Here is a 23,610-nt window from a genome sequence, read left to right on the forward strand (position 1 = left end):
AATGACGCAAAGGAAACTGGTTGGAACAAAGGGCATGGCGATTCAGCAGCTATCAGGAGAAAAACAGGGTATAGAAGGAGCAGAGCTTGCAAAGGTATGTCATTAGGAGGGATTCTACGCGTCTTTGGGACGGGCTGAGCAGTCACCTGATCGGCATACTTAAGCTTAGGGAAAAGGCAGACCCATTCAGGGCCATCTAAAACTAATGAAGAGTCTTGGTCGCTAAGCCCTATAATTTTTTATAAACAATCGCCTTAACAAGTTCTTCTGAAGCTTATTTTCTTCTCAGTGATAGCGTGCAAAGTCGAGATAGCCATGAGCGATATCGACCTCCAGTAGCTCAACTTCGATTCTATCACCCACATCTAGGTGCTTAAACCCACGCACTAGCTTGCCTTCCACAGGAGGATGGAGTAAACGCACCCAGGTACCTTTTGAGCTTGAACCTGTTACAATTGCGGAAAAAATTTTTCCAATCTGATCTCTTAAAGCCATGGCGGCAGCCGATTTTTTTAGGTGCCTTTCGACCTTATCCGCATCTCCTTCTTTTTTTGTGCAGCGCTGGGCAAGGGCTTGTAGCTCACGATCTGAATAAGGAGATGGTTGTCCTTGTAGAAAGCTCTTTAATAGCCTTTGCATAATCAAATCGGGATAACGTCGATTGGGAGCCGTTGTATGGGCATAGTCTTCCAAGGCTAAATCAAAATGGCCAGGAGCCTCATTTCCAGGATAACTAGGCGCATATTCTCCCCGGCCGATTAATTTAATGATCGTTAACGATAGGTCGGGAAATCTCAGAGGATCTGCTTTACTTTGTTTAAAAAGAAAATTTTGTAACGCTTTAGCATCTGGTTGTTCGGGTAAAAATTCTTTATAACCTTGAGCAATTTCTACGATTTTTTCCCAGCGGCGCGGTTTCTTTACGATACGTTTAAGGATAGGAATGTTTTGGCTTGTCAGGTATTTGGAAAGGCAAGAATTGGCGGCGATCATGCAGTTTTCAATGAGTTTATGGCCGCGATCCGCCACGACTTTTGTTAAAGCGACTGGCACACGATTTTCAATGATCGGTTGAACTTCGATGGTGCCAAAATTTAAAGTGCCTAATTGATCCCTGTAGTGTTGAATTTTATTTGAGATAAGGTCTTGCAATTTTAGTTGGTCGTGAACTTCCTCAGAAATGGAAGGCAGCGGCTTACCGTATTCAAGCCATTCAGAGACCGTAGGATAAGCGAGTTTGGCATGATTGTAAACGACCGCCAGATAGACTTCTAAAAGTTCAAATTTTCCCTCTGCATCAATCTCCATTTCTACTACGACCGCATTTCTATCCACTTTTTCATTTAATGAGGTCATATTGGTGGAGAGTTTAGGGTGTAGCATGGGAAAGTTAACAGTAGGCGTATAGATAGAAGTGGTGTTATTTTGGGCGCGCAAATCGTTATGAGAGTCTGGTTGAACAGTTCCCGAAACGTCTGCGACCGCTACATAGAGTTTATAGGTTCCATTTTGGGTTTTTTCTGCAAACGTTAACTGGTCAAGATCTTGAGAATCTATATTATCAATCGAAATCCATAACAGGTGCCGTAGGTCTCGATAAGAAAAATGAGGGGCTGGCGGGGAACCTATCTTGCCAAGCTCGTCTAAAACCGGGGGTGGAAAATCGGGGATAAAACCGCGGTCAAGCATCGCTTGAAAGGCAATCTGATCTAAATCAATCTCATTTTGGTTTGTAAGCATCTATTTCATCTCGCTATTGGGATTCAAGAATTTTGTCCAGATTGGGAAGTGACAATATCCCCGGGATCGGCGAGGGCTTCTTCAGGGGTAAGCTTTGATTTTTGAGAGGGCATATTGTCAAAAAAATAGGGGGAGAGAAAAGGGGTATAAACAGGCCACTTAAGCTAAAAAACATACCGAACAAAATGGCAAATAGGGGATGCTGCATGTGACCTCTTTAAAACGAGAGCAAAAATTTAAGCTCTCCATTTTAAGCTTACCATATGAAATTACGTTAAATATTATCAATAAATAATTTTAATTATTGGAGTGGAAATCACACTTGTGACGGTTCAGCTTCAAGGTGTGAGGTTTAGGGATTCTTCCGAAGGAACTTCATGAAACCATTTTTTGTAAATTTTAGTATAAGTTCCGTCTCGTTGGGTTTGTTGTAAAGCTTGATTAAACAGAGTGAGAAGCTGGGGATCTTTTTTGTTAAACCCAAAGGCCACTTTTTGAAGGGGTTTGGACAAAGATCCAAGAATTTTTAAACTTCTTTTTTCTTTGACAAGTAAATAAGCATGGGGATAGAGAAGCAAAAGGGCATCCACGTGGCCCTTTTCAAGGTCTTTAAGAGAGGTATTCATCTCTTCAAAAGGATAAATCACCAGCTTACCAATTTGCCCGTCATTGAGCAGCTGTTTCGCAGCTTCTTCTTCGGCTTTACGGTTTACGACACCCACCGATTTTCCTTTTAAATCTTGGATAGTTTTAATCCCCGCATTTTTAAGTTTACTCACCACCAAACTTAAAGGCGTGACTAAGTAAGGAACAGAAAAATCTATAAACTGTGACGGTTGTTCTGCAACTAGACCGCCGGCTATTAAATCGAATTGACGGTTTTCAAGGCCTGCCATCATTTGATCTGGGGCCACTTCGACCCATTCACATTTTAATTTGAGTTGCTTGCAAATTGCATGGAGTAAATCGACCTCTAAACCGGCTTTTTGTCTATTAATGAAAGGGGGATTAGAAAACGAACTTCCCACTCTTAAGACTCCAGGAGTTATCGTATTTAAATGAGCTTTTGGTGTAGCATTTAAGCTTGTATAAAAACAGAAGAGTAAAAGCATGAGGGTAGGAAAGAAGGATTTCATAGGACTCTCCTTAAAATGATTTCTTCCCTATAGCTAAACCTTTTTTTTATAAAATGCAAATAAAATAGAGGAAAAAATAGCTCAGGCAGTAGCTTGGAATCATTGCTAAAGCTCTGTGAAGCTTTAAGATGGCAGGAGGGGTAAAGATGCGCTTTGAAAAAAATATAGGAACAAAAGATCGATTAATAAGATTAACTTTTGGCGTGGTGCTTTTGGCATGTGCATGGTGGGCTAACAGTTGGCTCATGCTAGCTTTTGCGTTGTTCTGTTTTTATGAAGCTTTAGCAAGTTGGTGCGTTTTTTATCAATGGATAGGAAAAAATTCTTGTGCCATAAATTCGGATAAAAGAAACCCTTAAAAGAGGGATGGCGGACTCGGTCCGCCGATAGCCACCTATATCATGTAAGGAATGATCTTATAAGGGACATGCTTACAATAAGCTTCCCAATCCTCTCCATACTTAAGGGCGCAGCGACGATCATCCCGAAATGCCCGTTCAATTAATAGAATGGTTAAGAAAACGACATAAAAATAGGGAAGAAAATGGGTAAATAACGCGGGAGCGCTCCACAAAAAAGCCCCTAGGATTTCTGGTATATAATGGAAATGACGCGAAATTCCCCACCATCCGGAAGCAAGTAAAATATTTTGTTTGCGTTCTCCTTTGCCTGTGATATAACGCGCTAAAGTGAAGAAAGGCTTTTTCCCCCACACTGTGCAATTTCCGCTGCTTTCCCGTACTTTTTGTCTTTGCCTATCGGCAAGATAGTTAATCATAATACAGATTGTTCCCAGGGCAAAGACAAAGAGTGCCAATGGGAGTCCCAAGTGATTAGGATGGTTAACAAGGTAAAGAGTTGGAGAAGTGTACACTCCGGGAACCCAAACTAAGCATCCCCAACAAATGTAGTAGCCAGCGCGATCATGCATGATATCTAGGGAACGGAGATAGCCTGTCTCCCAAAAGTAAAATTTGGTAATATAAATGAGTTGTAAAGCAACTGCCACAACCATCGAATCGCTTAGCCCATAAAGCTCTTGTTGCTTAGCGGCAAAAGAAAGGAGAAGTAGGGGCCAGCTCATCATCCCAAAACGACAATTTGTAAACATCTTAACATCCCATCCTAGCAGGCGTGGAAAAAGCTCTGTTCCCCAGTAGTAATCAAAAATAGGATTTCCCGAAGCTCCAGCATCTGTCGAAGAGGGGGCAATACGTCCTTTGGCATATAAAAATAAACAAAACAATAGGCTGAAAATATTGAGGGCTCCTAATAAAGGTCCTAGGTTATCGTAGAGGATTGTAGGCGAAAACCAATGCAAGCCATAGGATCCGGCAAGAAATAAGGCAAGCGTTAAAAAATAAGCTAACGGACCATTAGCCTTATAAACCGGAATGTTCCCTTTTGGCGTGATGGGACCGAAGTAGGTTTTTCCAGGTAAAGCTTTCATGAAGAAAAGTTGCAAAGCTGCGAAAATGGCTAAAATTGACCAAGCAGTTTTTGTTCCCCAGAAAAAGGGAGCCCAAACTTCGTAAAGCAACTTGAAAAAACCTTGTTCCTGTATCTGTTGAAATAACTGGAGAAATGAGCCATCAAGAGCGACATTGGTATACCAAAATAAAATTGCAGAAGGAGGGCATAGGGCGATTAATAAGAAAGGAACTAGGGTGTTTAGTGAAGTTCGCATGTGATCATAAACGGAAGTTGGACTGCGCATGAACGAAAATTCCTTTGGGTTTATCTGTTAACTCGCATTGCCTTAAAACGGTCTCGATTTGGGTCATTAACAAACATGTAGCTGCATCCCTTTTTTATTTAAATAAAAAAATTAATTTACCGTAAAAAGAAAACATCCCCTAAGCAGAGGATGAGACTATCAAGTGAGTCCATTAGCGAATTTGCCTTCTCAGGAAAACAGCATCGCCGATCAATCCGTTTGCACAGGACTCGGGTGGATTCGCTGCGCAAAGCTTTTGAGAGGGTAAAAGGAAGCTCTTTTTCACTACACAGGAATGCAACCCTTCCCCTTTTTATTTTGGAAACTATCGCTTCTAATCCGTTCAGTTGATCCCCATCGCTCGATCGGATGCTCTGTCCAGTATTAAGAGTAACGGATACTAAACAACCAGAAAGCCCTTTTCTCTTATATCTTGAAGATCCCAGAGGAAAATTTTGTGATAACAAATAATGGTCATCTGGGATGGCAGATCACTTCACACCACTGCCTGGAAAGTCAAAGGGCCCAGTTTCAACTTTCCTGTGATGGAATATCTGCTGCCATAAAGGTGCCGTGGCGCCTACCAGAAAGAGTAAAATTAAGGCAAGGATAGCTAATCTGGAAAGGCTTAAAATGCTGAACTTCAACCACAGGGCAATCTAATGAAATCAAGGCTAAAGAGGCAGGGGGGGGATACATGGCCCATAGCCTAGAAAAAAACTGGGGCAACTTCAAGGCCAGGCGACTTTTTCCACAATAAGAGGGGATTGTTGAGAGTCAGCTCCTTAGAACGTTTGAAGCAACTTTTAAAGAATTGGCATGGCAAGTGCTCAGGAGTTTAACAGCCTTGTATCCCTATATTTAGCAAGCTTGTTTTATCCCAGTGAAATAGGCATTTTCTCAAAAACTTTCCTCTTGAAGCTTAAAAAAAAGCAGTCTATTTGCTCGAGGTTTGGAGAAAAGGCTTATTGAAAACTTCTTAATATCTCAGTTTTGTAAGGAAATGAATGCCATCCTTTCTTTTAGTTATAATTCAATTTAAATAAAAATTGATATTTTTTTTCATTCATATGGTTAAGTAATCCGCACTTATTCAATTGAATTTAAGCTTAACAAATAGGGGAATTGGTTGAGAATATTTGCTGGCCGGTAATTTTTTGTAATTCTCTTTAATCAGTTCGTTGTCTGTGGTTTATTGCACGAATATAGAGTCTGAAACTCAGTGTGAAACAATCTTTTTATTAAAAAAACTGAAAAAGTGTTTGAAATTAATTCAGAAAAGTAAGAAGTTGAAGTTAAGAAAGCAAAATTCACAAGTCTCCGAACACAGAGACTCAACCATAAGAACGATGTTTTCTATCATAAGTAAGGGATGCTACTAGCATCTCTTCAATTCTTTAACCTTTTGTTAAGGAGAGTAACTATGAAAAAAATTTCTTTAATACTTTTCTTTGCACTTTGTGCTTTTATTTCTAATAATGGATATGCTCAATGCGGACCTGAGGGATGCGTGTTTCCCACGCCAGATGAAACCTCTTTGGCAGCTCAAGCAGAAGGAGGCGTTCCAGCTGAACCCGGTCAAGAATATTTTGCAGGTGAGTGTTACTGTTTAGTTTGCAAATATGAACCCCAATATCGCAATAAATGGCGTTGTGAGTGGGATACCAAAAGCTATCAAGTTAAAAGATGCAAAAAAGTTCCTCAAACTTACCAAAAGACACGTGTCAGATATGTACCCCAGTACTACAAAGTAGACTGCGTACGTTATGTTCCTCAATATTACACCACTACAGAAACAAAAAAAGTTCCTCGTTATGTGTGTGATCGGGAATGCAAATATGTACCAAAATATTACTACAAACGTATTTCCAACCAAACTGCGGTGCCTTCAGCACCAGCCGCTGTCACAGCTCCTACTCCTGAGTCTAGCGACAGCAACCCATAATAAAATCAGCAGTTAATGCTTAGATTTAGAGGGCCAGATTTACGCTTTTGCAAAACAACAACGCGAATCTGGCCCTTTTGCATGCTTCACAAAATAGAATAATTCGCCCGGTTTCTCTGCGCCAATTTTAACAAAGCTTTGCTACCCTTCCTCTTTACCTGAATTTGTGCGATTTTCCCCAGAGTGCCCATAGCCATGGCTGTCTGTATATAAGATGGTCATACCTGACTTTAGCAGCATACGAGCCGGCAAGAAACTTTTCTCTTAAGCAATAGAGCAGGGGGGAGCTTGATTGCCCGCGCGTCCTAAGATTTTTAAAAAAAAACAAGCCAGTTGAAATATTTGCGTATTTAAGCTTGTGCGAATGAAAATTGCATTTGACGATTTTTTGCTTATTGCCTATAAAATACAATTTTAAAATCTTAAAAAAAACTTTAACTTATTTATTAGAGCGCAAGTATGATTGTAACTCCACCTAGTTCTCCCACAATGCCAGTACGGTCCCTCACGCAAGAGCGAGAAGAAGATGAATTCTCAAAGCCAGGGTACTTAAAAAAATTAGAGGTCAGGGGACCGTATCAAAATTTTCCTTCTGGTTTTACCTGGGAAGCCATTCCTATGTTTTCTGTGGTAGCCGGTAAAAATGGAGCAGGAAAAACAAATCTTTTGCAGGCGATTTTATTTGGATGTTTAGCCAATAGTAACCAAAGGGTTAAAGTTTTGGGTGAGCACCGCTTTCAGATCTGCTCGTTACAGAATACAGATCGGCTTACTTCATTAAGAGATGATTTGGATACTCAGTCTAAAGAAGCATTTGACAGAGAGATGGAAGAATCATGCAAGCGCTTGAACAAATACGCACTCCATAAGCTATTGCAAAAAGGAGTTGATGCTTCAGACGGCCAGCCCTTATTTGATGAAGTGATCGAATCTACCCTTCAAGAAATGAATAAAAAAGATGGAGGTTATTCTTTCCCTGACTTTGAGCGAGAATTGGTAAACCAATATAAGAAAACAGTTGCGCCGCATCTTATGGAATATAATTCGATTGAGCAAGTGGCAAAATTCACTTTTAATAAATTGCTAGATAAAAATTTGCGCGAAAGAGGCGAGAAGCGCGAGGCTGTCAAGAAAACTTTTGAGGAGATCAACCAGTACTTAATAAAATGTAAGTTCAAATACATTTTATCTGAAGAGAGTTTTGCGTGGAATGCTAATAACGGGGAATTGGGAAGCATTTGCCTAACTTTTGCTTGTCACTCTAGCTGGATGAAAGACTCGTTTACCCCTATTAGGCTAACCAGCTTATCCTCAGGAGAAAGAATCATTCTTCTCGTTCTTCTTTGGCGCTTTGACCAACGTCATATGCAAGAGAAAGGAGTAATTTTACTCGACGAACCTGATGCCCATTTAAATCCCAGCGCTGTGAAGGAAGTCATTGACATTATTAAAACCAAATTGGTTGCCGAATTGGGGATCCAAGTAATTATGACGTCCCATCACCCGACAACAGTGAGTTTCGTTCCCAAAAAATGTTTATTTATACTAGAAAATGAAGCCCCCGGTTTTGAACCTTCCATTAAGCCGGTGGCCAACAAAAAACAAGCCATGAATATTTTAAGTGGCAATTTAGTCTATGTAAATGAACCCTTTGCCGTAGTATTTGTGGAAGGAGAGAAAGATAAGCAGTTTTATTCCATGCTAGCCAAACGCTTAAACGACAGCCGTCTGATAGAGTCTCAATTGATTTTCAAAGTGCACGGCGCAGGAAATAACGATGAGCTATCTAGCTGCTCTGCTATTAGATCACTGATTGAGAAAATTGCAGGGCAAACGACCGAACCCTTATCCCAATTTGTGTTTGGTCTCATAGATGGTGATAACTTTAACCATGAAGGAGGCAGCAGAAATTTAAAGGCCTTGAAACGGTATAGCTTAGAAAACTATATGTTGGATCCCATCCATTTATTTCTATGCCTTGACTACATCCGCCAGGAGGTCAGCGCTGATCCTAACCTTCAACCTCATCTAAGTGAGTGTATAAAAATTTTTACAAGTTTAGTTTCCTCTTTATCTAAAGCTGATCAGCCTATCGAGCAACTCCTCAGCGACCGGCATTTTTGCCAACAACTCGTCGATGTTTTTTATGCACGCGTGCGTCAAGCATGGGAGAGCGCTTTCCAGCATAGAGAGCAGAATTTAAGTATTTTAAATAAAATTCTCCAGCAGCAAATTGAAGCATGCGAAGCAATCATAAAGGGTACTTCACCCATCGTGGAATTAATGAATGTTGTAGGAAAAATTTCCCAACAGCCAATCCGGGCAGCCGAATTTTTAAAAGAACTTTTGACGAAGTTGGGGAAAGAGTTCGAGCAAGTAGCTGAACAAGTTAATCCGGCTATATCTAATTTTTTAGCTTCCTTAACTATTAATAAAAACAGCGAAATAAATAAAGGCTTGTCTGAAAAAAAAGCTGAGCAAAAGCGTATCTTCGAAACCTTAAAAGTTTTTTTTGAAAATTTAAAGAAAGATCTTATGCAAAAGTATAGCCAAGGCGAGAATTTAGGTGGCTTAACCCAACTTCTTCAGCAGCAAATCGAAGCATGTGAAGTAATTCTAAAGGGTGATTCACCCATCGTGAAATTAATGGATGCCGTAGTAGATATTTCACAAAAGCCGAGCAAAGCTACTCACTTTTTAAAAGAATATTTATCGGGTTTAAAGGGAGAGTTTGAACAAATAATTGAACCAACTAATTATGGGGTATTTAATCTTTCTGCCTGTTTGATTTTTGATGACAACAACAAAAAAAATAAGGACTTACTTGGAAAAAACTCTGATCAAACGCGTATCGCTGAAAAATTAAAGGGGTTTTTTGAAAAACGAGCAAAAAATCCTACTAAACAATCTGAAAAAGAGTGGAATAAATTAGTCAGGTGTTTAAATGCACGTGAGATAAAAATTATGGACCAATCAAGCAACGTAGATTGGGAAAGCAAAGAGAGTGAAAAAGTGTACCTGGTCTTAAACAATCGCCTGCATGCAGTCCACCGATTGCAATATCCTAGATTTTTGCTTTATCTTAGAGGACACAATTTACAAACAATTTACGAAAAAATACTCAAAATCCCTCATGAACTTCTCAACGATTTTGCTTTTATTTTAGACCAGATGCAAAGCGTGTCAATACCCTCTGATTTATTGGAAATTTATTCCTCTATGAAGGATATCATTGAGGAAAATGAGGTACAAGCCCCACAAGAAGAAAATTCAGGCGTAATTCCTTACTTCCACAACTTAAAAACTAGGATTGCCAAAGAAGAGCAACGTGCTGAAGAAGAGCAGAGGCATGCTGAAATAAGGCAAGCTATGGATCAAAAAGGGATAGAGGAGGAAAATTTAGAGTTTAATCTTGGGTGGGGCGAAGAGGAAGAGCCAGAAACTTAGAGTAGGCCTGAAATAGCCGATTTTGGATCTCAAAGCGAGCTATGCCCTTGGCTCTTTCAACTCTAAATTTATTTATGCACTCAATGGTTTTAAAATAAAATTTCACATTCAAGGTAGCCCAAAATAAAATAATAGAAGGCATTATTTACATGTTAAAAGAGAGTAAGTGAAAGGAGTAAATCTGTTGTCATGTCTTGTTTATTAGGAAGATATTGTCCTAATGGTAGCTGTTGAAGTCGCTAGCAAAGGCCTGCATTTTTGCGATATTGCTACTAAAAGGCCACCTTCAATCAGCAATAAAGGAATTCAGGGCCAATTGCCGTTGCTCTTGTTAAAGTGGGAGTAAATGCGAATTTTAAATGCTTTGAAAGGACATTTGTTTCAAAATTGAAGGATATTTTAATGAACCAAATTATTTCCTATTGATAGGCCACCTGGTAAGATTCTGGCTCCAGAAGAAGGATTTATTATCTCGCTCGCTTGCTGCATGAGTAGCTTTTAATTAACTAGAGTTGCTAGAACCGGCATCTAGTGAATAAGAACAGATTATGCCCATGAAAAGATGATGCCAAGCCCCATAAACATCATCGGTGAAGGAAAGATGTTTTTAGCTCTGAATAGCGTAGTGTTGGCAGAGTGATTGTTCGCCATGTTTTTACGAAAATTCTTAACCTAAAATTTATGAAAAAAATAATGAGCTGATGGAATGATTTTTAGCAAAATTCTCTGTTCCCTTTGCCAATCAAAGTCCCGATTTGCATACTTTTACCGCAAGCAAGATAAAAATTGCCTAAAAGAGAAGAAGAATAAATACTTTGAATAAAGCGTTAGGGCAAGCCTTAAAAAATGCACGCCATCCTAAGCTTGATAATCAACTTATCGTAAAATTTGAGGAGATTGCATGTTGCCGCCAACTGTTACTTCTAGCAACCAGGTAAGCTTTCAAGCTACCGTTTTTGAAAACCTCAAAGATCCGGTCTCAGGAAAGCTGATGACCAGGGCCGTTACCTTGTTTCCTTGCGGCCATAATTTTAATGTAAAAACTATAGCCTTAAAGCTTAATGGTTTTTGTCCCTTAGATGGGAAGCCTATTGAAGGGCATGCACCCAATTACACTATTAGAAAGCTAGCCGGACTAGAAGAGCTTAAGCCTGAGCCTGGTCTGGAAAAAGGCAAGCAAAAAATATCTTCTTCTCCATTTGCCAAAGAGCATTATCTCGAGCTTTTATTTAACCTCTTAGACGAACCTTCTATTCAAGAGGACGAGCCTTTAAAAAAAACGCTAGAAAGCCAGCTCGAAGAGTTAATGAACCAAGAAAGCAAAGAACTGACAGCAAAAGAGAAAGAAAGTTTTAAATGGACGGAAAAGTTGCTAGGAGAAAGTAAAAAAGTGAGGCAATTTGTTGCGCGAAAGCTGCAGCAAATGCAGCACAACTCTCTTTCTATTACTACTTCTTTTTGTTTTCTTTCTGAGCCTGCTTTAGCTGGCGCCCGTGCTAAAGAAGGGCAAAATCCCTCTTCGGAGCCGATGGCCTCCCTTTATGATGGGATCCTTCATTTTCATTTTCCTCAAAAGGAGGAAAATCGGGGAGAACAAGCCTCCATTTTAGAAAAAATTTACAACCTGGATCCCCGCCTTTCTTATGAAGCCAAAGTAACCTCCATCTTTGAGAGCCTCTTTAAAAAGGCCCAATCCCTTTCTCCTTTAGAATTTGAGGATAAAAATCGGAAAAAAGAGTCTTTTACCTTGGCTACTTATGCCTCTTATCTCCTTAATATTAACCGCCTCTTAATTTGGCAAAAGCTGCCTGGAGGAGCGGCCTATCTAGGCCAAGCAGAGATTAAAGCTTTGCCTTTAAAGCAAAAAGGAGAGCTTTTTAAAGAGTGGATAAAAGAGCATGGGAAGAATGTCTCGACGCTAGATTTATTTAATTTAGGCTTAACTTTTTTAGCACCAGAAATTGGGCTGCTTTCCAATTTGAAAGCGCTTATCTTAACGCAAAACCAACTAACGGTTCTTCCTACCACAATTGGGCAGCTTACTCGGCTAGTAGTGCTTAACTTGGAGGGAAATCAGCTAAGAGCTCTTCCTCCCACAATTGGATACCTTTCTCATCTGAAAGAGCTTAGAGCACAAGGAAACCAGCTGACCGCTCTTCCTGACACCATTGGACAGCTTACGCAGTTGGAAGCTGCTGACTTAACACGAAACCAGCTGGTCGCTCTTCCTCCCACCATTGGGCGGCTTTCAAAGTTGATGTGGCTTTGTTTAGGGCAAAACCAGCTGATGGCTCTTCCTGCTAGCATTGGGCAGCTTACACAGCTGAAATGGCTTAAGTTAGGAAAAAACCAGCTGACGGGTCTTCCTGCCACAATTGGACAACTTACTCAGCTACAAATACTCGACTTAGAGGAAAACCAGCTGACGGCTCTTCCTACCACAATTGGACAACTTACCCAGCTACAAATACTCGAATTAGGGGAAAACCAGCTGACGGCTCTTCCTACTACAATTGGAGAGCTTTCAAAGCTGGAATGGCTTTATTTAACTCAAAATGAGCTAGCAATTCTTCCTGTCACGATTGGGCAGCTTACTCAGCTGAAAGGGCTTAGCTTATGTGCAAACCCGCTAACAGTTCTTCCTGTAACAATTGGGCAGCTTAATCAGCTAAAAACGCTTAACTTAGAGAAAAACCAGCTGAAGGCTCTTCCCACCACAATTGGGCAGCTTACCCAGCTGGAATGGCTTAACTTAAGGGAAAACCAGCTGGCGGCTCTTCCTATCGCAATTAGGCAGCTTACTCAGCTGAAAAGCCTTAACTTATGGGGAAACCAGCTAAGGGCTCTTCCTGTGGAAATCAAAAAGCTTCAACAGCTTGGCGCGTGGATAGATTTGGGTGGAAACCCTTTGCAAAGCGCTTGTTAAGGAAGATAAAAAATAGATAAGCGAGAGGTGCAGAAGCAAGCATAGCGCCTTTTGAAAAATAGAGCATGAGAAAAATTTAAAACGCAAAGTGGGATGCATATAAAAAGAGGCCATTTTAGCAGCCTTTATCCTCTTTAAGCCTTGCTAGAATTCTCGATTTTAAGGATGAGCAAATAAGGAAAGAGGGAGTTTAGAGGAGTAATAACCCTTTGTACATAATGCGCTTTAGTTCTATAGAAAACGCTCTTTCATTTTTTGGTGCTTGAAATAAGCTAGCAGGAGAGGCCAATTCTTTCTCTCTTTTGGCCGATTTTTAGTAAAACGCAAGTTTAACGCAAGCTGGCTCTAAACTGCGATCTCGAATTCTTCAATTTTTTTATTTCGGTGCATCCAGAGTAGGATGGTGATGAATAAGTGTGGATGGCTTAAGCCTTCCTTGTGGAAGCCGGTAAAAGTTAGGGCAGTTTTAAGGGGTACTGATTATGATATTGCTTTTTTTGACAAGCTCTATCGTGAGAGAATTTTTCAAAAATATCTGCCTAAGCTGCTAAATCGCGTGTAGTTTATTTTTTCCAGATCAGAGGGAGCTTCCTGCGGCAGCTTTAAATTTTTTCTTCCTCAGAAGGAGCTTTCGCTTTGAGAACCGCTTCATTTATTTTTTTGATGGCAACAGAGGTTGATAAAACGTGGACATCTCCACAGTCTTTTTTTAAATATTTGTTCGTAAAAATAGCGATAAATCTTTGAAAGAGATTTAACCAAACGACCGTAATGCTTTGGCTATCTTTATTGATTAATACCTTTAGTCGTTTTAAGTGATAATTTTTGCCTTTTAAAATCTCTGTTTTATACGGGATAATATCATTCCACTCAAAAGACTTAGCTACGATTTTCATAAAACCTCTTAGTGCTTCTATTTTGCTGAGATAAAATTATAGGATTTTATGTGTTTTTGGTCATTAAAATTATTTTGTTGTAGTGTGGAACTAGTTCGCCAGTTTATCCTTATAGGAAAGTAATTAAAAAGATGAAAAGTTGTCGAAAGCCCATAGTCCATAAAGGTTCAACAGGCGGGTTTATGTAAGCGATTAGGATGCCGAGTGCAAGTAGGTCCTATCTGTTTGGCGTGATTGATTGGGCCTCTATTCCAAAAGAAAGGCCGCAAATTAAATTGTCCCTCTCACAAAAATTAGATGAGCGCTCGCAAGAAAATTTCTTACTGGCAAACCCCATGCTTTAGTGGTAGCTTTCTTCAAATTTGGGTGCGGAAAGTCTCAAAAAAAGCTTGTTGCCTACTAAAGAAAGGGTGCATGCCTCCCGCTATAATTGGTTCTGCTATAAAGCAGGATTTTTGCGTAAAATAGCCTGCCGGCCAAGTTAAAAGGAGCTGAAAATCAAGGAGAAAAAACTAAGGTTCAGCTTAATAACCGTAGAGGCAGAAGAGGGCAAAGGCATAGCCAAGAGTGTAAAGAATGGCTTCACCTTTTGCATCTTGAAGAAATTGGTAGAGTATCTCTAGTCAATAAGGTTGCAATTTAGGGATAGGTAGAACTTAACTAAAGACCTTTAAATATCCACCGCACAAATTGGTTGACATCTTCCCTTGAGTGCCATAAATCCTAAAGTTAGGGGAATTATCTAGAGAAAATCACGAGGTTGTAAATGGGACATCGCATCGAAACGGATAGCATGGGTGAAATGAGAGTTCCCCAGGAAGCTTATTACGGGGCTCAAACAGCTCGCTCTTTGATTTATTTTAATATTGGACATGAAATAACGCCCCCATGTGTCATTCGAGCCTTAGCAATTGTTAAAAAAGCCTCTGCTTTCACTAACGTGGAACTAGGAAAGCTGCCTGCTAAAAAAGGCAGATGGATTATTCAAGCTGCTGATGAAGTGATAACAGGAAAGCTGCATCTCCATTTCCCTCTCCGTATTTGGCAGACTGGCAGCGGAACCCAAACTAACATGAATATGAATGAGGTGATTGCGAACCGAGCGATCGAACTAGCGGGAGGCGTGATAGGCAGCAAAAAACCGATCCATCCAAATGATGATGTGAATATGAGTCAATCTTCCAACGACGCCTATCCCACCGCCATGCATATTGCTGCAGTTGAGGAGATCACTCATCGTTTATTGCCTGCCGTCCACTACATGCGCGACGCCTTAGAGAAAAAAAGGGAAACTTTTCAAGATATTATCAAAATTGGGCGCACCCATTTAATGGATGCCACCCCCTTATCCTTAGCCCAAGAGTTCTCTGGATATGTGGCCCAGCTAGACGATAATCTTACCAATATAAAAGCAACTTTGCCCGCCCTTTATCGCCTAGCTTTAGGTGGAACGGCGGTAGGGACGGGGTTAAATACTCATCCAAAATTTGCCGAACTAGTGGCAAAAAAAATTGCAGAGGAAACGAAATTACCCTTTGTTTCAGCGCCTAATAAATTTGCTTCACTAGCTTCTCACGATCCCCTCGTATTTGCAAGCGGAGCGCTTAAAACATTGGGCGCTACTCTTTATAAAATTGCCAATGATATCCGGTGGTTGGCTTCAGGACCACGCTGTGGCTTGCAAGAGATCTCCTTGCCAGAAAATGAGCCAGGCTCTTCTATTATGCCAGGAAAAGTCAATCCCACCCAGTGTGAAGCGATGACAATGGTGGCAATTCAAGTGATGGCCTATGACCACGCCATTACGATGGCTGGAGCCATGGGAAATTTTGAACTGAACGTCTATAAGCCCCTCATTATTTATAATTTTGTGAACGCTGTGCATTTGATTTCAGATTGTTGCCGTTCATTTACCCAATATCTCATTGAGGGGCTTAAGCCCAATAAAGACCGGATCAAAGAGCTTCTCGATCGATCTTTAATGCTGGTGACCGCCTTAACGCCTAAAATTGGGTATGATAAAGCGGCGCAGGCTGCTCATAAAGCTTATGTAGAAAATACGACTTTAAGAGAAGCTTGTTTAGCTTTAGGGTTTGTGACGGCAGCAGAATTTGATCAGATAGTGGATCCTGCAAAAATGATTGCTCCCCATGGCTAAAAACCTTAAGGGTTTTTTTCTGGTTAATTTTCAGCTTTAAACTAGCAGGCCATTTCTGCTAAAAAAACGGATGATTTAACCCCTCGTGCGGAATCTCCATGCAACTCATGTTCAGGTTAAGAACTTTGCTTGGCAGCTTGTGCAAATAGGGAGACATCCTCTATGGCTAATTGTATCGCACTTTGCCAAAAGTCGGGGGTAGTTAAATCGACATCCAAATGCTTTTTGGCGACTTCTTCACAACTCATTCGCCCCGTATCTTGCAATAAGCTGTGGTAGCGCTTAGCAAAGTTTTTGGGGGACGAGCGTCCCATGGCATAAATGCCCATGCTAAAGAGATAGCCAAAGGCGTAGGGAAAATTGTAAAACGGGAGTTCGGTCAAATAGAAATGCAATTTTTCAGCCCAAAAATAGGGGTGGTATTCGCTTAAGGAGTCGCAAAAGGCAGTTTGCTGGGCCTTTTGCATCAGTTCGCAAAGCTCTTCAGCAGAGAGGGTTGAATGCTTTCTTTTAATATATAATTCTGATTCAAATAAGAAGCGGCTATGAATATTCAGGAAAAAAATGCTGCTTCGTTGAAGCCTTTGGTCGAGCAGAAAAAGTTTTTCAGCAGGCTTATAAGCTTTTTTAAGTAAGGCATCCGATAAAATTTGTTCGGCAAAAGTGGAGGCTGTTTCTGCCAGGCTCATAGGGTAACTTTGAGCAAGAGGGGGTAGATCAAATACAGCTTGGCTATGGTATGCATGTCCCAATTCATGGGCTAAAGTCATTAAGTTTTCCAGCGTATTTGAATACGTCATGAAAATGCGACTTTGCTTTTGCAGCGGGAAAGAGGTGCAAAATCCTCCCGGGCTTTTGCCTGGGCGATCTTCAGCTTCTACCCATTTTTGTTGCTTCGCCTGTGTTGCAAGACGCCCCAAAGAGGGACTAAACTCTTGAAAATGCTCTTCAATGAGAGCAAATCCCTCCGTATAAGAAATCTTTTTCTGTTTTTTGCCTAAAGGAGCTGCGAGGTCATGCCACGCTAGCTTTTTTTGCTTGAGAAGTTTTGCTTTGACCTTCAGGTAATCTAAAAAGGGAGCTTTATTTTCGGTTACCACTTGCCACATGGTCGTCAGTGTTTTTTCACTTAAGCGATTAAGGTTTAGGGCTTCTTTAAGATAGGAATTCCACCCTCTTTTTTCATAGACTTTGGAGCGAAAACCTGAGATATGATTGAGAATTTGCGCTAAAATCTCTTTTTCTTGATCCCATGCTTTAGTCCATTGCGAAAAAACATGGCTACGCGTTTTGCGGTCGGCATGGGTCAGTTGATTGTAAGCTTGCCCCACTGATAGAAGCCGTTTTTCCCCCTCAATGGTGCAAGAAATCCGCATTTTTCCTACCTGTGTTTGGTAAAGCTGATACCAGCCATGAAACCCATCTACAGCAAGGTCGTGAATTAAAGCTTCTTGCTCTAGAGGGAGTTTTTCTAAAGCTCTTAGGCGCCTTTCCTCTAAAATAAATTGAATGGGTAGCAGATCTTTATTTTTTAGCAGGCCTCGGAATTGGCCTTTTGATAATTTCGCTAATTGTTGATTAAGCCCATCGTTGAGGTTTTGGAAGCTTGCAAATGCCTCTTGCAGCCTTGCATTAAAACGGATGGCCTCCTGATCGTGGGTATTTTGGGCAATCAGACAACTAGCATAGGACAAGGCATTGGAAAGCTGAGCGTCTACCTCTTGCAAAGATAAAATAGAATCTAAAAGATTGCCAGACGAAAGGAGATATCCTAATTGCTGAAGACTTTGCATGAGATTATCAGCAATTTTTGAAAGAGGTATTTTGGGATAGAGGGTGTTTAAATTCCAAAGGGGCTTCATTGCGGTGGGCATCCTTTCTCCTTGCTTTGAACGTTCAAATTTTGAGCCTGAAAGAGGAGGAAGTCAATAAAAAAGCTTAAGCCATCAAGCTTGGAGGTAACAGCCATGCCCCTTTTCTTCAATTAGCTCATAAATGAAAGAGAGTTTTAGCGATTAAAATAGAAAAGGGGCCCCTAGCTCCTGTAGAACTAAAGGCGGAATAGGGCTCCCTATTTTTCCTCTTTCAGATTAAATTCATTAAGCTTGTTGCGAAGCGTTCTAACACTTATGCCAAGCACTTCTGCGGTTTTCGTGCGATTATGATGCTGCGCTTGTAAAGTTTCAATAATCAGCCTTTTTTCGAGCTCTTGAAGGGTCATTCCCACAGGCAAAGATAAGGGGGAATTTGTGGTTGAAGAGAGGGTCCGAGGCAATTTTGGTGAAAGGTTTGGATGATTGTTTTCGATATAAAGATGCTCAGGTGTAATTTCTGAACCTGGGGTCATTACTACCGCTCTTTCGACAATGTTAGCCAGCTCACGTACATTGCCCGGCCATGAATAATTTTGTAACTTTTTAATCGATTCTCTAGAAAAGCTTTTGGCGGGCTTGTGATTTTCCATGCACATTTTTTCTAAAAAGTAATGGGCTAGAGGAAGAATATCTTCAGGGCGATCTCTTAGGGGAGGAAGGCTAATGGGGACAACATTTAACCGGTAGTATAAATCTTCTCGCAGAACTTTTTGGGCGATAGCCTCTTTCATATCTCGATTTGAGGTGGAAATCAAGCGGACGTCGACTTTAATGGGCTTACTTCCTCCCACTCGTTCAAATTCTTGCTCTTGGATAGCGCGCAAAAGCTTGGCTTGCACTGCTAGGGGAACTTCTGTGATCTCATCTAAGAGAAGAGTGCCTTTATGGGCCAATTCGAACCTTCCAAGGCGTTTAAAGTTAGCCCCCGTAAAAGCCCCTTTCTCATGTCCAAAAAATTCCGATTCAATCAACGTTTCAGGGATTGCCGCGCAGTTCACTTTAATAAAAGGGTATTGAGCTCGCGCTGAGTTGGCATGAATAGCTTGGGCAATCACTTCTTTTCCTGTGCCCGATTCCCCGTTAATAAACACGCTCGCATTGCTCTGGGCAACTTTTTTGACATCTTTCAAAATATGGCTCATGATAGGGCTTTCGCCAATAATCTGAAGAGGACTGCGACTTTCTCCGGTAGAGAGTTGTTGACGTAGGTATTGGTTTTCCTGAACTAAGGATAAATGTTCTTTTGCTTTTTCAGTAATCGCTTCAATTGTATCGGGAGAAAAGGGTTTGATCAGGTAATTAAAGGCTCCGAATTTCATGGCTTCTACGGCATTCTCGATACTTCCAAAAGCGGTGATCACGACGACAAGTGTACTGGGAGAGGCCTCCTTGCATTTTCTAAGGATATCAATCCCCGTTAGATCCGGCAGTTTCATATCCGTGATCACCATATCAAAAGGACTATCTTTAATGAGACTAAGGGCTTTTTTGCCATTTTCTGCTGTGACAACTTCAATATTTTTTCGGCGAAGCGTTTCAGCAAGAAAGTTTCTGACGAGCGACTCATCGTCAACGATCAATATCTTTTCCACGGGCATAAGATATTCCTTCAATATGGGGTTCTTTCCTACTTATAAGCTTTTATGGGTAATTTTAAAGAAAATTCTGACCCTTTTTGAACAATTGAATGAACTTCAATCTGTCCTCCATGAATTTCGACGGCTTTATAGACTTCCGCTAGCCCCCATCCATTTCCTGTGGGCCGCGTTGTAAAAGAGGGGGAAAAAATTTTTTCGAGATGTTGAGGGGAAATTCCAATGCCGGTATCTTGGACTTGGATAATGGCAAATTCTTCAACCTGTCTAAGCTTTAAAGTGAGAGTCCCCTGATTCGACATGGCTTGAACGGCATTGACTATAAGGTTAAGGATGGCAGCGCGTAAAATTTGGGCATCTGCCTGAATCCATAAGGTGGGGGCATCTGTTTCTAAAGTGATTTGAATCCCTTCACTTAGGATAGGATCGACCAAGGCGTGTTGGCGAAGTTCTTCCAAAAGCTGCACAAGTTCAGTGGCTGCAAACTGAGGGTGTAGTGGCCTAGAATAATCCAAGACTTGCGTGACTAATCGATTCAGATTATGGGTTCCTTGGACGATATAGCCGGCCATTTTTTGAAGCTCTGGTTTATCTGCTAAGTCCCTTTGTAGTAAAGAGGCAAATCCCTCCATTCCTCCAAGCGGATTTCGAATTTCGTGGGCCACACTTGCTGTCATCTCTCCCAAAATTTTCATACGACTAGTACGGTTAGCGAGGAGTTGTAAACGTCTGATTTCTGTGACATCTCGTACAAGGATAAGGATCCCTTGCATCCCATCTATCTCGGAATAATCCTGATTTGAAGAGTTTTGCAGCATACAGGTGGTGTGAATCTCAAGCTCGTATTGTTTGCCTGAAGGGGATAGGAAAGGGATATAAGATGTTTTAGGAGCATATTTTTCTTGCAGAGATTTTTTAAGAGAGAATCCCCATAAGTGATCGTCAAAGTTTTTCCAAAATTTTTCAAATAGAACTAGCTGAGGATCAATTTCTAAGATGTGCTGAATAGCAGAATTATAAGCGGTCACATTTCCGTTAAGGTCCACAAACAACACCCCTTGGGAAAGGTTGCAAAGAATTGTATGGAGGTAACAATTGAGAGAATCGACTTCCCGTATCTTAGCACTAAGCTTCTGGTTGGAGGTTTGCAATTCAGTTTGAAAAACTTGCATTTGCTCCAGGCAAGCTTGCATTTTTTGTAATAAGACGGTTTCACTTGCATAGCTTTCTTGGGAGAGAGGAGTTTTGGATGCTTTTTCTACCTCATGCAAGGGATTGGAAAGGATAGTCTGAGTGTTTGTGCTTTCAGCTTGCATGCATATGCCCTAAATTTAATGCGAAATGGGGAAGAGACTGATTGTTATGGAAAATTTCAAGATATTATTTACAGTTTTTTTGGGCAAGATTTCCTCATGAAATGGGCAGGAATTTTCAAATTAAAGGCTAGGTCCTTGATACTCCGTTATTTTTGAGCAGCTCATTTTTTGATTGCTGTTGCAAAAAAACAAGTTGTATGGGATAATGCGACATCACATTAAATATTATTAAAGCCGCAGCTGGAAATCGTTTAGGAGAAAAAATGGCTCGTTATACAGGTAAAAAAAATCGGATCGCACGGCGATTTGGCGCCAATATCTTTGGCCGCTTGCGCAATCCGCTTCTACATAAACCCAATCCGCCTGGCATGCATGGCGCGAGACGTCGAAAAAAGTCCGACTACGGGGTTCAGCTAGAAGAAAAACAAAAACTCAAAGCCATTTATGGCATGTTGAGTGAAAGTCAATTAATTAATTACTATAAAAAAGCGGCAAAACTCGAAGCGAATACAGCGCAAGTTTTGGCCCAGCAGCTCGAATGCAGGCTTGACGTAGTGGTGCATCGCTTGAAGTTTGCAAGCACAATTTTTGCAGCGCAACAGCTTGTTTCTCACGGCCATATCCTAGTGGATGGCAAAAAAGTTGACCGCCGTTCTTTTCAAGTTCGACCAGGCATGGTGATCTCTGTTAGAGAAAAGTCTCGCGGCATTAAGGCTATCCAAGAAGCGCAAGATGGCAGTATGCGTTCAGTTCCAGAGTATCTTTCTGTTGATAAAGAGAATTTTTCTGGACAATTGCTCGAATATCCTAGCTATGAATTGATGCCATGGCCTATTCCTATCAATCTTCCTGAAATTTGTGATTTCTTGGCCCACTCAACTTAATCTTTAATTTGCTAAAGATTGGTAAATTCAAGCCCACCTCGCAAGAGTTGGGCTTTTTTTATTTCAAAAAATTCGGCAAATTCACCTACCTCAATCTAGTAAAGCTTTTTTCTTTTAGAATAGATAAAAAAGGTTTGTGCATGATTGTCCCCTTCAGGGAATGCCAAAAACAGAACAAAAAAGATTGCTTAAAGACAGGAAAGATAAAAAAAGGTTTTAACGAGCCTGCTTTTAAAAAAAGAGGCTTAGCTTGACAAAATTTTTTCCCAATAAAGCTAAGAAATAGACCTCTTTAAAATTTTTCAGATGGAGTAGATTGCCTTAGGATGAATTGATCGATAAAGAGACAGGAGGGGCTTTGAAAAAACTTTTAACCTCATGCACTCGGCAGGCCCAGCTCGCCATTCCCAATAATAGAAAAAATACAAGGGTCTCGCTAAAAAAGTAAAAGCATTGCCTGGAAAATTCTCGAGAGAAATGAGGGGGAGTTTGGGTTAATAAAGCTTGTAAGGAGGTATCCCCAATCAAAAAATGGGTGATGACCCAAGCTCCCGAAAAGGCAAGAAAAGCAGACAAGGTGATTTTGCCTAAAGGGCGCAGCAAAGGAAAAAGGGATTCTGAAAAAGCTCTTTTTGGCAAAGCGAAGAGAAGGTAAAAGAGATTAACCCAGGCGCTTACGCTTGTAGCCAATGCCACACTAGCAGCGCCCCCATTCCATACCCCCACCAAGATAGTATTTAAAAAGCCGTTTAGCCCCAGGGCAAGCATGGAAGCGATCAGGGGAATGCGATAATTCTTTTGGGCGTAAAAAACGGCTGCTAAGATTAAGACAAGCGCCATAGGTAATAGCCCTAAGCCATATCCCCAAAGGCATAAGGTTGTTTGGTAAGTCGAATGGTTGGAAAATTGCCCTCTTCCGTAGATAAAGTTAATGCTGCAAGTCGCTAATAGCAGCAGTGCAAAAGAAAGGGGGATCATTAAAACCAAAGCTTTTTCTAAGGAAAAACGCAAGAGCTGAAAAAAAAGATGGGGTTGATTTTCTTTAATGGCTCGCGTTAAAGGGGGAAGAAGCGCTCCGGAAAGTGAAATGCCAAAAAGGGCGAGGGGGAGCTGTTGCAGGCGAATGGCATACCAGAGATAAGCAGGACCCTCCTCATGGGCATATCTAGCAAAGAGAACATCGATTGTGTTGTTAATTTGTGAGGCAGCAACTCCTAGCATGCCAAAAAGAAGAGGTTTTCCCAGACGCTTCAAAACCGCAAAGTTAGGAAGGAGCAACTTCCAAGAAAAGCAGAAAGGCCCCCTTTCAAATAGGGCGTAAATAGGTGGAATGGTGATAAGCCACTGGCAGGCACATCCTAAAATAACGGTAAAAGAAAGCCATACCATCGCCTGTTCTGGCAAATAATTTCGCAAAAGCAAGGCACTGACAATAGAAATAAGATTGAAGGTGACAGGAGCGATTCCTGGAATAAAAAAATGTTTTTCGCAATTGAGAAAGGCAGAATTAAGCCCGAATAAACAAATGAAAAAGAGACTGGGCATCATTAAAAGCGTTAACCAAATAATTTCTCGGTTAGCGGGTGATAAAGAGCCAAAAGTTAAAATCATCCCTAGGCTTCCCATAATAGCAAAGAGAAGAACCAGCAAAAAAAGGGATAAGCCCCCTTTAAGATGGAGGAAAAAGGTATAAGCTTCTGGAGTTGACCGGGCGCGACTATCTTCAAAAAGGGGGATAAAGGCTGTATGCAAAGCGCCTTCGCCAAACAAACGGCGACAGAGATGGGCAAAGCGGAAGGCCAACAAAAAAGCGGCGACTGCAGGGCTTGTGCCAAAGGCAAAAGTCATGGCAATATCGCGTCCCATGCCCGAAATGCGACTTAACAAGGTCCCGCTGAAAAAGTGTTTGGCAGACCGAAAAAGAGTATAGGGAGAGTCAGAGTTTTTGCTATTCATGCCGCCCATCTTAAAAAGAA

15 protein-coding genes and 1 pseudogene are annotated in these 23,610 nt (G+C 41.0%); 7 read left to right on the forward strand and 9 right to left on the reverse strand.

All coding sequences use genetic code 11. The features are described from left to right. Positions 1-285: 285 nt before the first annotated feature. On the reverse strand, positions 286-1,740 hold the full coding sequence (locus PARA125_RS09475) for an RNB domain-containing ribonuclease (RefSeq protein WP_213158641.1): 1,455 nt from the start codon (positions 1,738-1,740) through the stop codon (positions 286-288). A 338-nt stretch (positions 1,741-2,078) separates the two neighbouring features. Beyond that, positions 2,079-2,876 carry a substrate-binding periplasmic protein gene (locus PARA125_RS09480; protein ID WP_213158642.1) on the reverse strand — a complete coding sequence of 266 codons (798 nt, stop codon included), beginning with the start codon at positions 2,874-2,876 and terminating at the stop codon, positions 2,079-2,081. Positions 2,877-3,022: 146 nt separating this feature from the next. On the opposite strand from PARA125_RS09480, the gene PARA125_RS09485 reads away from it, so the two are divergent. Next, positions 3,023-3,235: a YgaP family membrane protein gene (locus PARA125_RS09485; RefSeq protein WP_213158643.1), complete on the forward strand. Its 213-nt coding sequence runs from the start codon at positions 3,023-3,025 to the stop codon at positions 3,233-3,235. 35 nt (positions 3,236-3,270) lie between these two features. Here the strand turns inward: PARA125_RS09485 and PARA125_RS09490 are convergent, their stop codons facing one another. Continuing rightward, positions 3,271-4,593, reverse strand: a complete 1,323-nt coding sequence (locus tag PARA125_RS09490) for a phosphatidylethanolamine N-methyltransferase family domain-containing protein (RefSeq protein WP_213158644.1) — start codon at positions 4,591-4,593, stop codon at positions 3,271-3,273. A 457-nt stretch (positions 4,594-5,050) separates the two neighbouring features. Here PARA125_RS09490 and PARA125_RS09495 point away from each other — a divergent pair, with 457 nt between their 5' ends. The 4 genes from PARA125_RS09495 to PARA125_RS09510 all read left to right on the forward strand — a co-directional run bounded on the left by PARA125_RS09495 (position 5,051) and on the right by PARA125_RS09510 (position 12,911). Beyond that, complete coding sequence (locus PARA125_RS09495; protein WP_213158645.1) at positions 5,051-5,206, forward strand: hypothetical protein; 156 nt, start codon at positions 5,051-5,053, stop codon at positions 5,204-5,206. Between the two features lie 810 nt (positions 5,207-6,016). Continuing rightward, on the forward strand, positions 6,017-6,538 hold the full coding sequence (locus PARA125_RS09500) for a hypothetical protein (RefSeq protein WP_249274322.1): 522 nt from the start codon (positions 6,017-6,019) through the stop codon (positions 6,536-6,538). 459 nt (positions 6,539-6,997) lie between these two features. Continuing rightward, the gene (locus PARA125_RS09505) at positions 6,998-9,985 is read left to right on the forward strand and encodes an ATP-dependent nuclease (RefSeq protein ID WP_213158647.1); all 2,988 of its coding nucleotides are present in this window, start codon (positions 6,998-7,000) and stop codon (positions 9,983-9,985) included. Between the two features lie 901 nt (positions 9,986-10,886). After that, on the forward strand, positions 10,887-12,911 hold the full coding sequence (locus PARA125_RS09510) for a leucine-rich repeat domain-containing protein (RefSeq protein WP_213158648.1): 2,025 nt from the start codon (positions 10,887-10,889) through the stop codon (positions 12,909-12,911). A gap of 602 nt (positions 12,912-13,513) precedes the next feature. Here the strand turns inward: PARA125_RS09510 and PARA125_RS09515 are convergent. Beyond that, a complete protein-coding gene (locus tag PARA125_RS09515; protein ID WP_213158649.1) occupies positions 13,514-13,807 on the reverse strand; it encodes a hypothetical protein in 294 nt (97 codons plus the stop codon). 766 nt (positions 13,808-14,573) lie between these two features. Between PARA125_RS09515 and fumC the strand changes: the two genes are divergently transcribed. Beyond that, on the forward strand, positions 14,574-15,965 hold the full coding sequence (fumC, locus tag PARA125_RS09520; RefSeq protein ID WP_213158650.1) for a class II fumarate hydratase: 1,392 nt from the start codon (positions 14,574-14,576) through the stop codon (positions 15,963-15,965). Positions 15,966-16,081: 116 nt separating this feature from the next. Here the strand turns inward: fumC and PARA125_RS09525 are convergent, their stop codons facing one another. The 4 genes and pseudogenes from PARA125_RS09525 to PARA125_RS09535 all read right to left on the reverse strand — a co-directional run bounded on the left by PARA125_RS09525 (position 16,082) and on the right by PARA125_RS09535 (position 20,750). Next, entirely contained in the window at positions 16,082-17,839 is a 1,758-nt protein-coding gene (locus PARA125_RS09525) for a M3 family oligoendopeptidase (RefSeq protein WP_213158651.1), read from the reverse strand. 197 nt (positions 17,840-18,036) lie between these two features. Continuing rightward, a complete protein-coding gene (locus PARA125_RS10235; protein ID WP_502920601.1) occupies positions 18,037-18,186 on the reverse strand; it encodes a helix-turn-helix domain-containing protein in 150 nt (49 codons plus the stop codon). A 90-nt stretch (positions 18,187-18,276) separates the two neighbouring features. After that, positions 18,277-19,437 (reverse strand): annotated as a pseudogene (locus tag PARA125_RS09530) (sigma-54-dependent transcriptional regulator); the annotation flags it as partial. 29 nt (positions 19,438-19,466) lie between these two features. Next, positions 19,467-20,750, reverse strand: a complete 1,284-nt coding sequence (locus PARA125_RS09535; protein WP_213158653.1) for a sensor histidine kinase — start codon at positions 20,748-20,750, stop codon at positions 19,467-19,469. A gap of 263 nt (positions 20,751-21,013) precedes the next feature. Here PARA125_RS09535 and rpsD point away from each other — a divergent pair, with 263 nt between their 5' ends. Continuing rightward, positions 21,014-21,634: a 30S ribosomal protein S4 gene (gene rpsD / locus PARA125_RS09540; RefSeq protein WP_213158654.1), complete on the forward strand. Its 621-nt coding sequence runs from the start codon at positions 21,014-21,016 to the stop codon at positions 21,632-21,634. Positions 21,635-21,955: 321 nt separating this feature from the next. Here rpsD and murJ read toward each other — a convergent pair whose 3' ends face one another. Next, positions 21,956-23,590 carry a murein biosynthesis integral membrane protein MurJ gene (gene murJ / locus PARA125_RS09545; protein ID WP_213158655.1) on the reverse strand — a complete coding sequence of 545 codons (1,635 nt, stop codon included), beginning with the start codon at positions 23,588-23,590 and terminating at the stop codon, positions 21,956-21,958. Positions 23,591-23,610 lie beyond the last annotated feature (20 nt).

Origin of the sequence: Parachlamydia sp. AcF125, assembly GCF_018342475.1 — a bacterium.
In the GTDB taxonomy this organism is placed as follows: Bacteria; Chlamydiota; Chlamydiia; order Chlamydiales; family Parachlamydiaceae; genus Parachlamydia.

Bases quoted from the DNA above. Each gene is read 5' to 3' on its own strand.
- PARA125_RS09475 (WP_213158641.1), bottom strand. From the start codon at position 1,740: ATGCTTACAAACCAAAATGAGATTGATTTAGATCAGATTGCCTTTCAA.
- PARA125_RS09480 (WP_213158642.1), bottom strand. From the start codon at position 2,876: ATGAAATCCTTCTTTCCTACCCTCATGCTTTTACTCTTCTGTTTTTAT.
- PARA125_RS09485 (WP_213158643.1), top strand. From the start codon at position 3,023: ATGCGCTTTGAAAAAAATATAGGAACAAAAGATCGATTAATAAGATTA.
- PARA125_RS09490 (WP_213158644.1), bottom strand. From the start codon at position 4,593: ATGCGCAGTCCAACTTCCGTTTATGATCACATGCGAACTTCACTAAAC.
- PARA125_RS09500 (WP_249274322.1), top strand. From the start codon at position 6,017: ATGAAAAAAATTTCTTTAATACTTTTCTTTGCACTTTGTGCTTTTATT.
- PARA125_RS09505 (WP_213158647.1), top strand. From the start codon at position 6,998: ATGATTGTAACTCCACCTAGTTCTCCCACAATGCCAGTACGGTCCCTC.
- PARA125_RS09510 (WP_213158648.1), top strand. From the start codon at position 10,887: ATGTTGCCGCCAACTGTTACTTCTAGCAACCAGGTAAGCTTTCAAGCT.
- PARA125_RS09515 (WP_213158649.1), bottom strand. From the start codon at position 13,807: ATGAAAATCGTAGCTAAGTCTTTTGAGTGGAATGATATTATCCCGTAT.
- fumC (WP_213158650.1), top strand. From the start codon at position 14,574: ATGGGACATCGCATCGAAACGGATAGCATGGGTGAAATGAGAGTTCCC.
- PARA125_RS09525 (WP_213158651.1), bottom strand. From the start codon at position 17,839: ATGCCCACCGCAATGAAGCCCCTTTGGAATTTAAACACCCTCTATCCC.
- PARA125_RS10235 (WP_502920601.1), bottom strand. From the start codon at position 18,186: ATGACCCTTCAAGAGCTCGAAAAAAGGCTGATTATTGAAACTTTACAA.
- PARA125_RS09535 (WP_213158653.1), bottom strand. From the start codon at position 20,750: ATGCAAGCTGAAAGCACAAACACTCAGACTATCCTTTCCAATCCCTTG.
- rpsD (WP_213158654.1), top strand. From the start codon at position 21,014: ATGGCTCGTTATACAGGTAAAAAAAATCGGATCGCACGGCGATTTGGC.
- murJ (WP_213158655.1), bottom strand. From the start codon at position 23,590: ATGAATAGCAAAAACTCTGACTCTCCCTATACTCTTTTTCGGTCTGCC.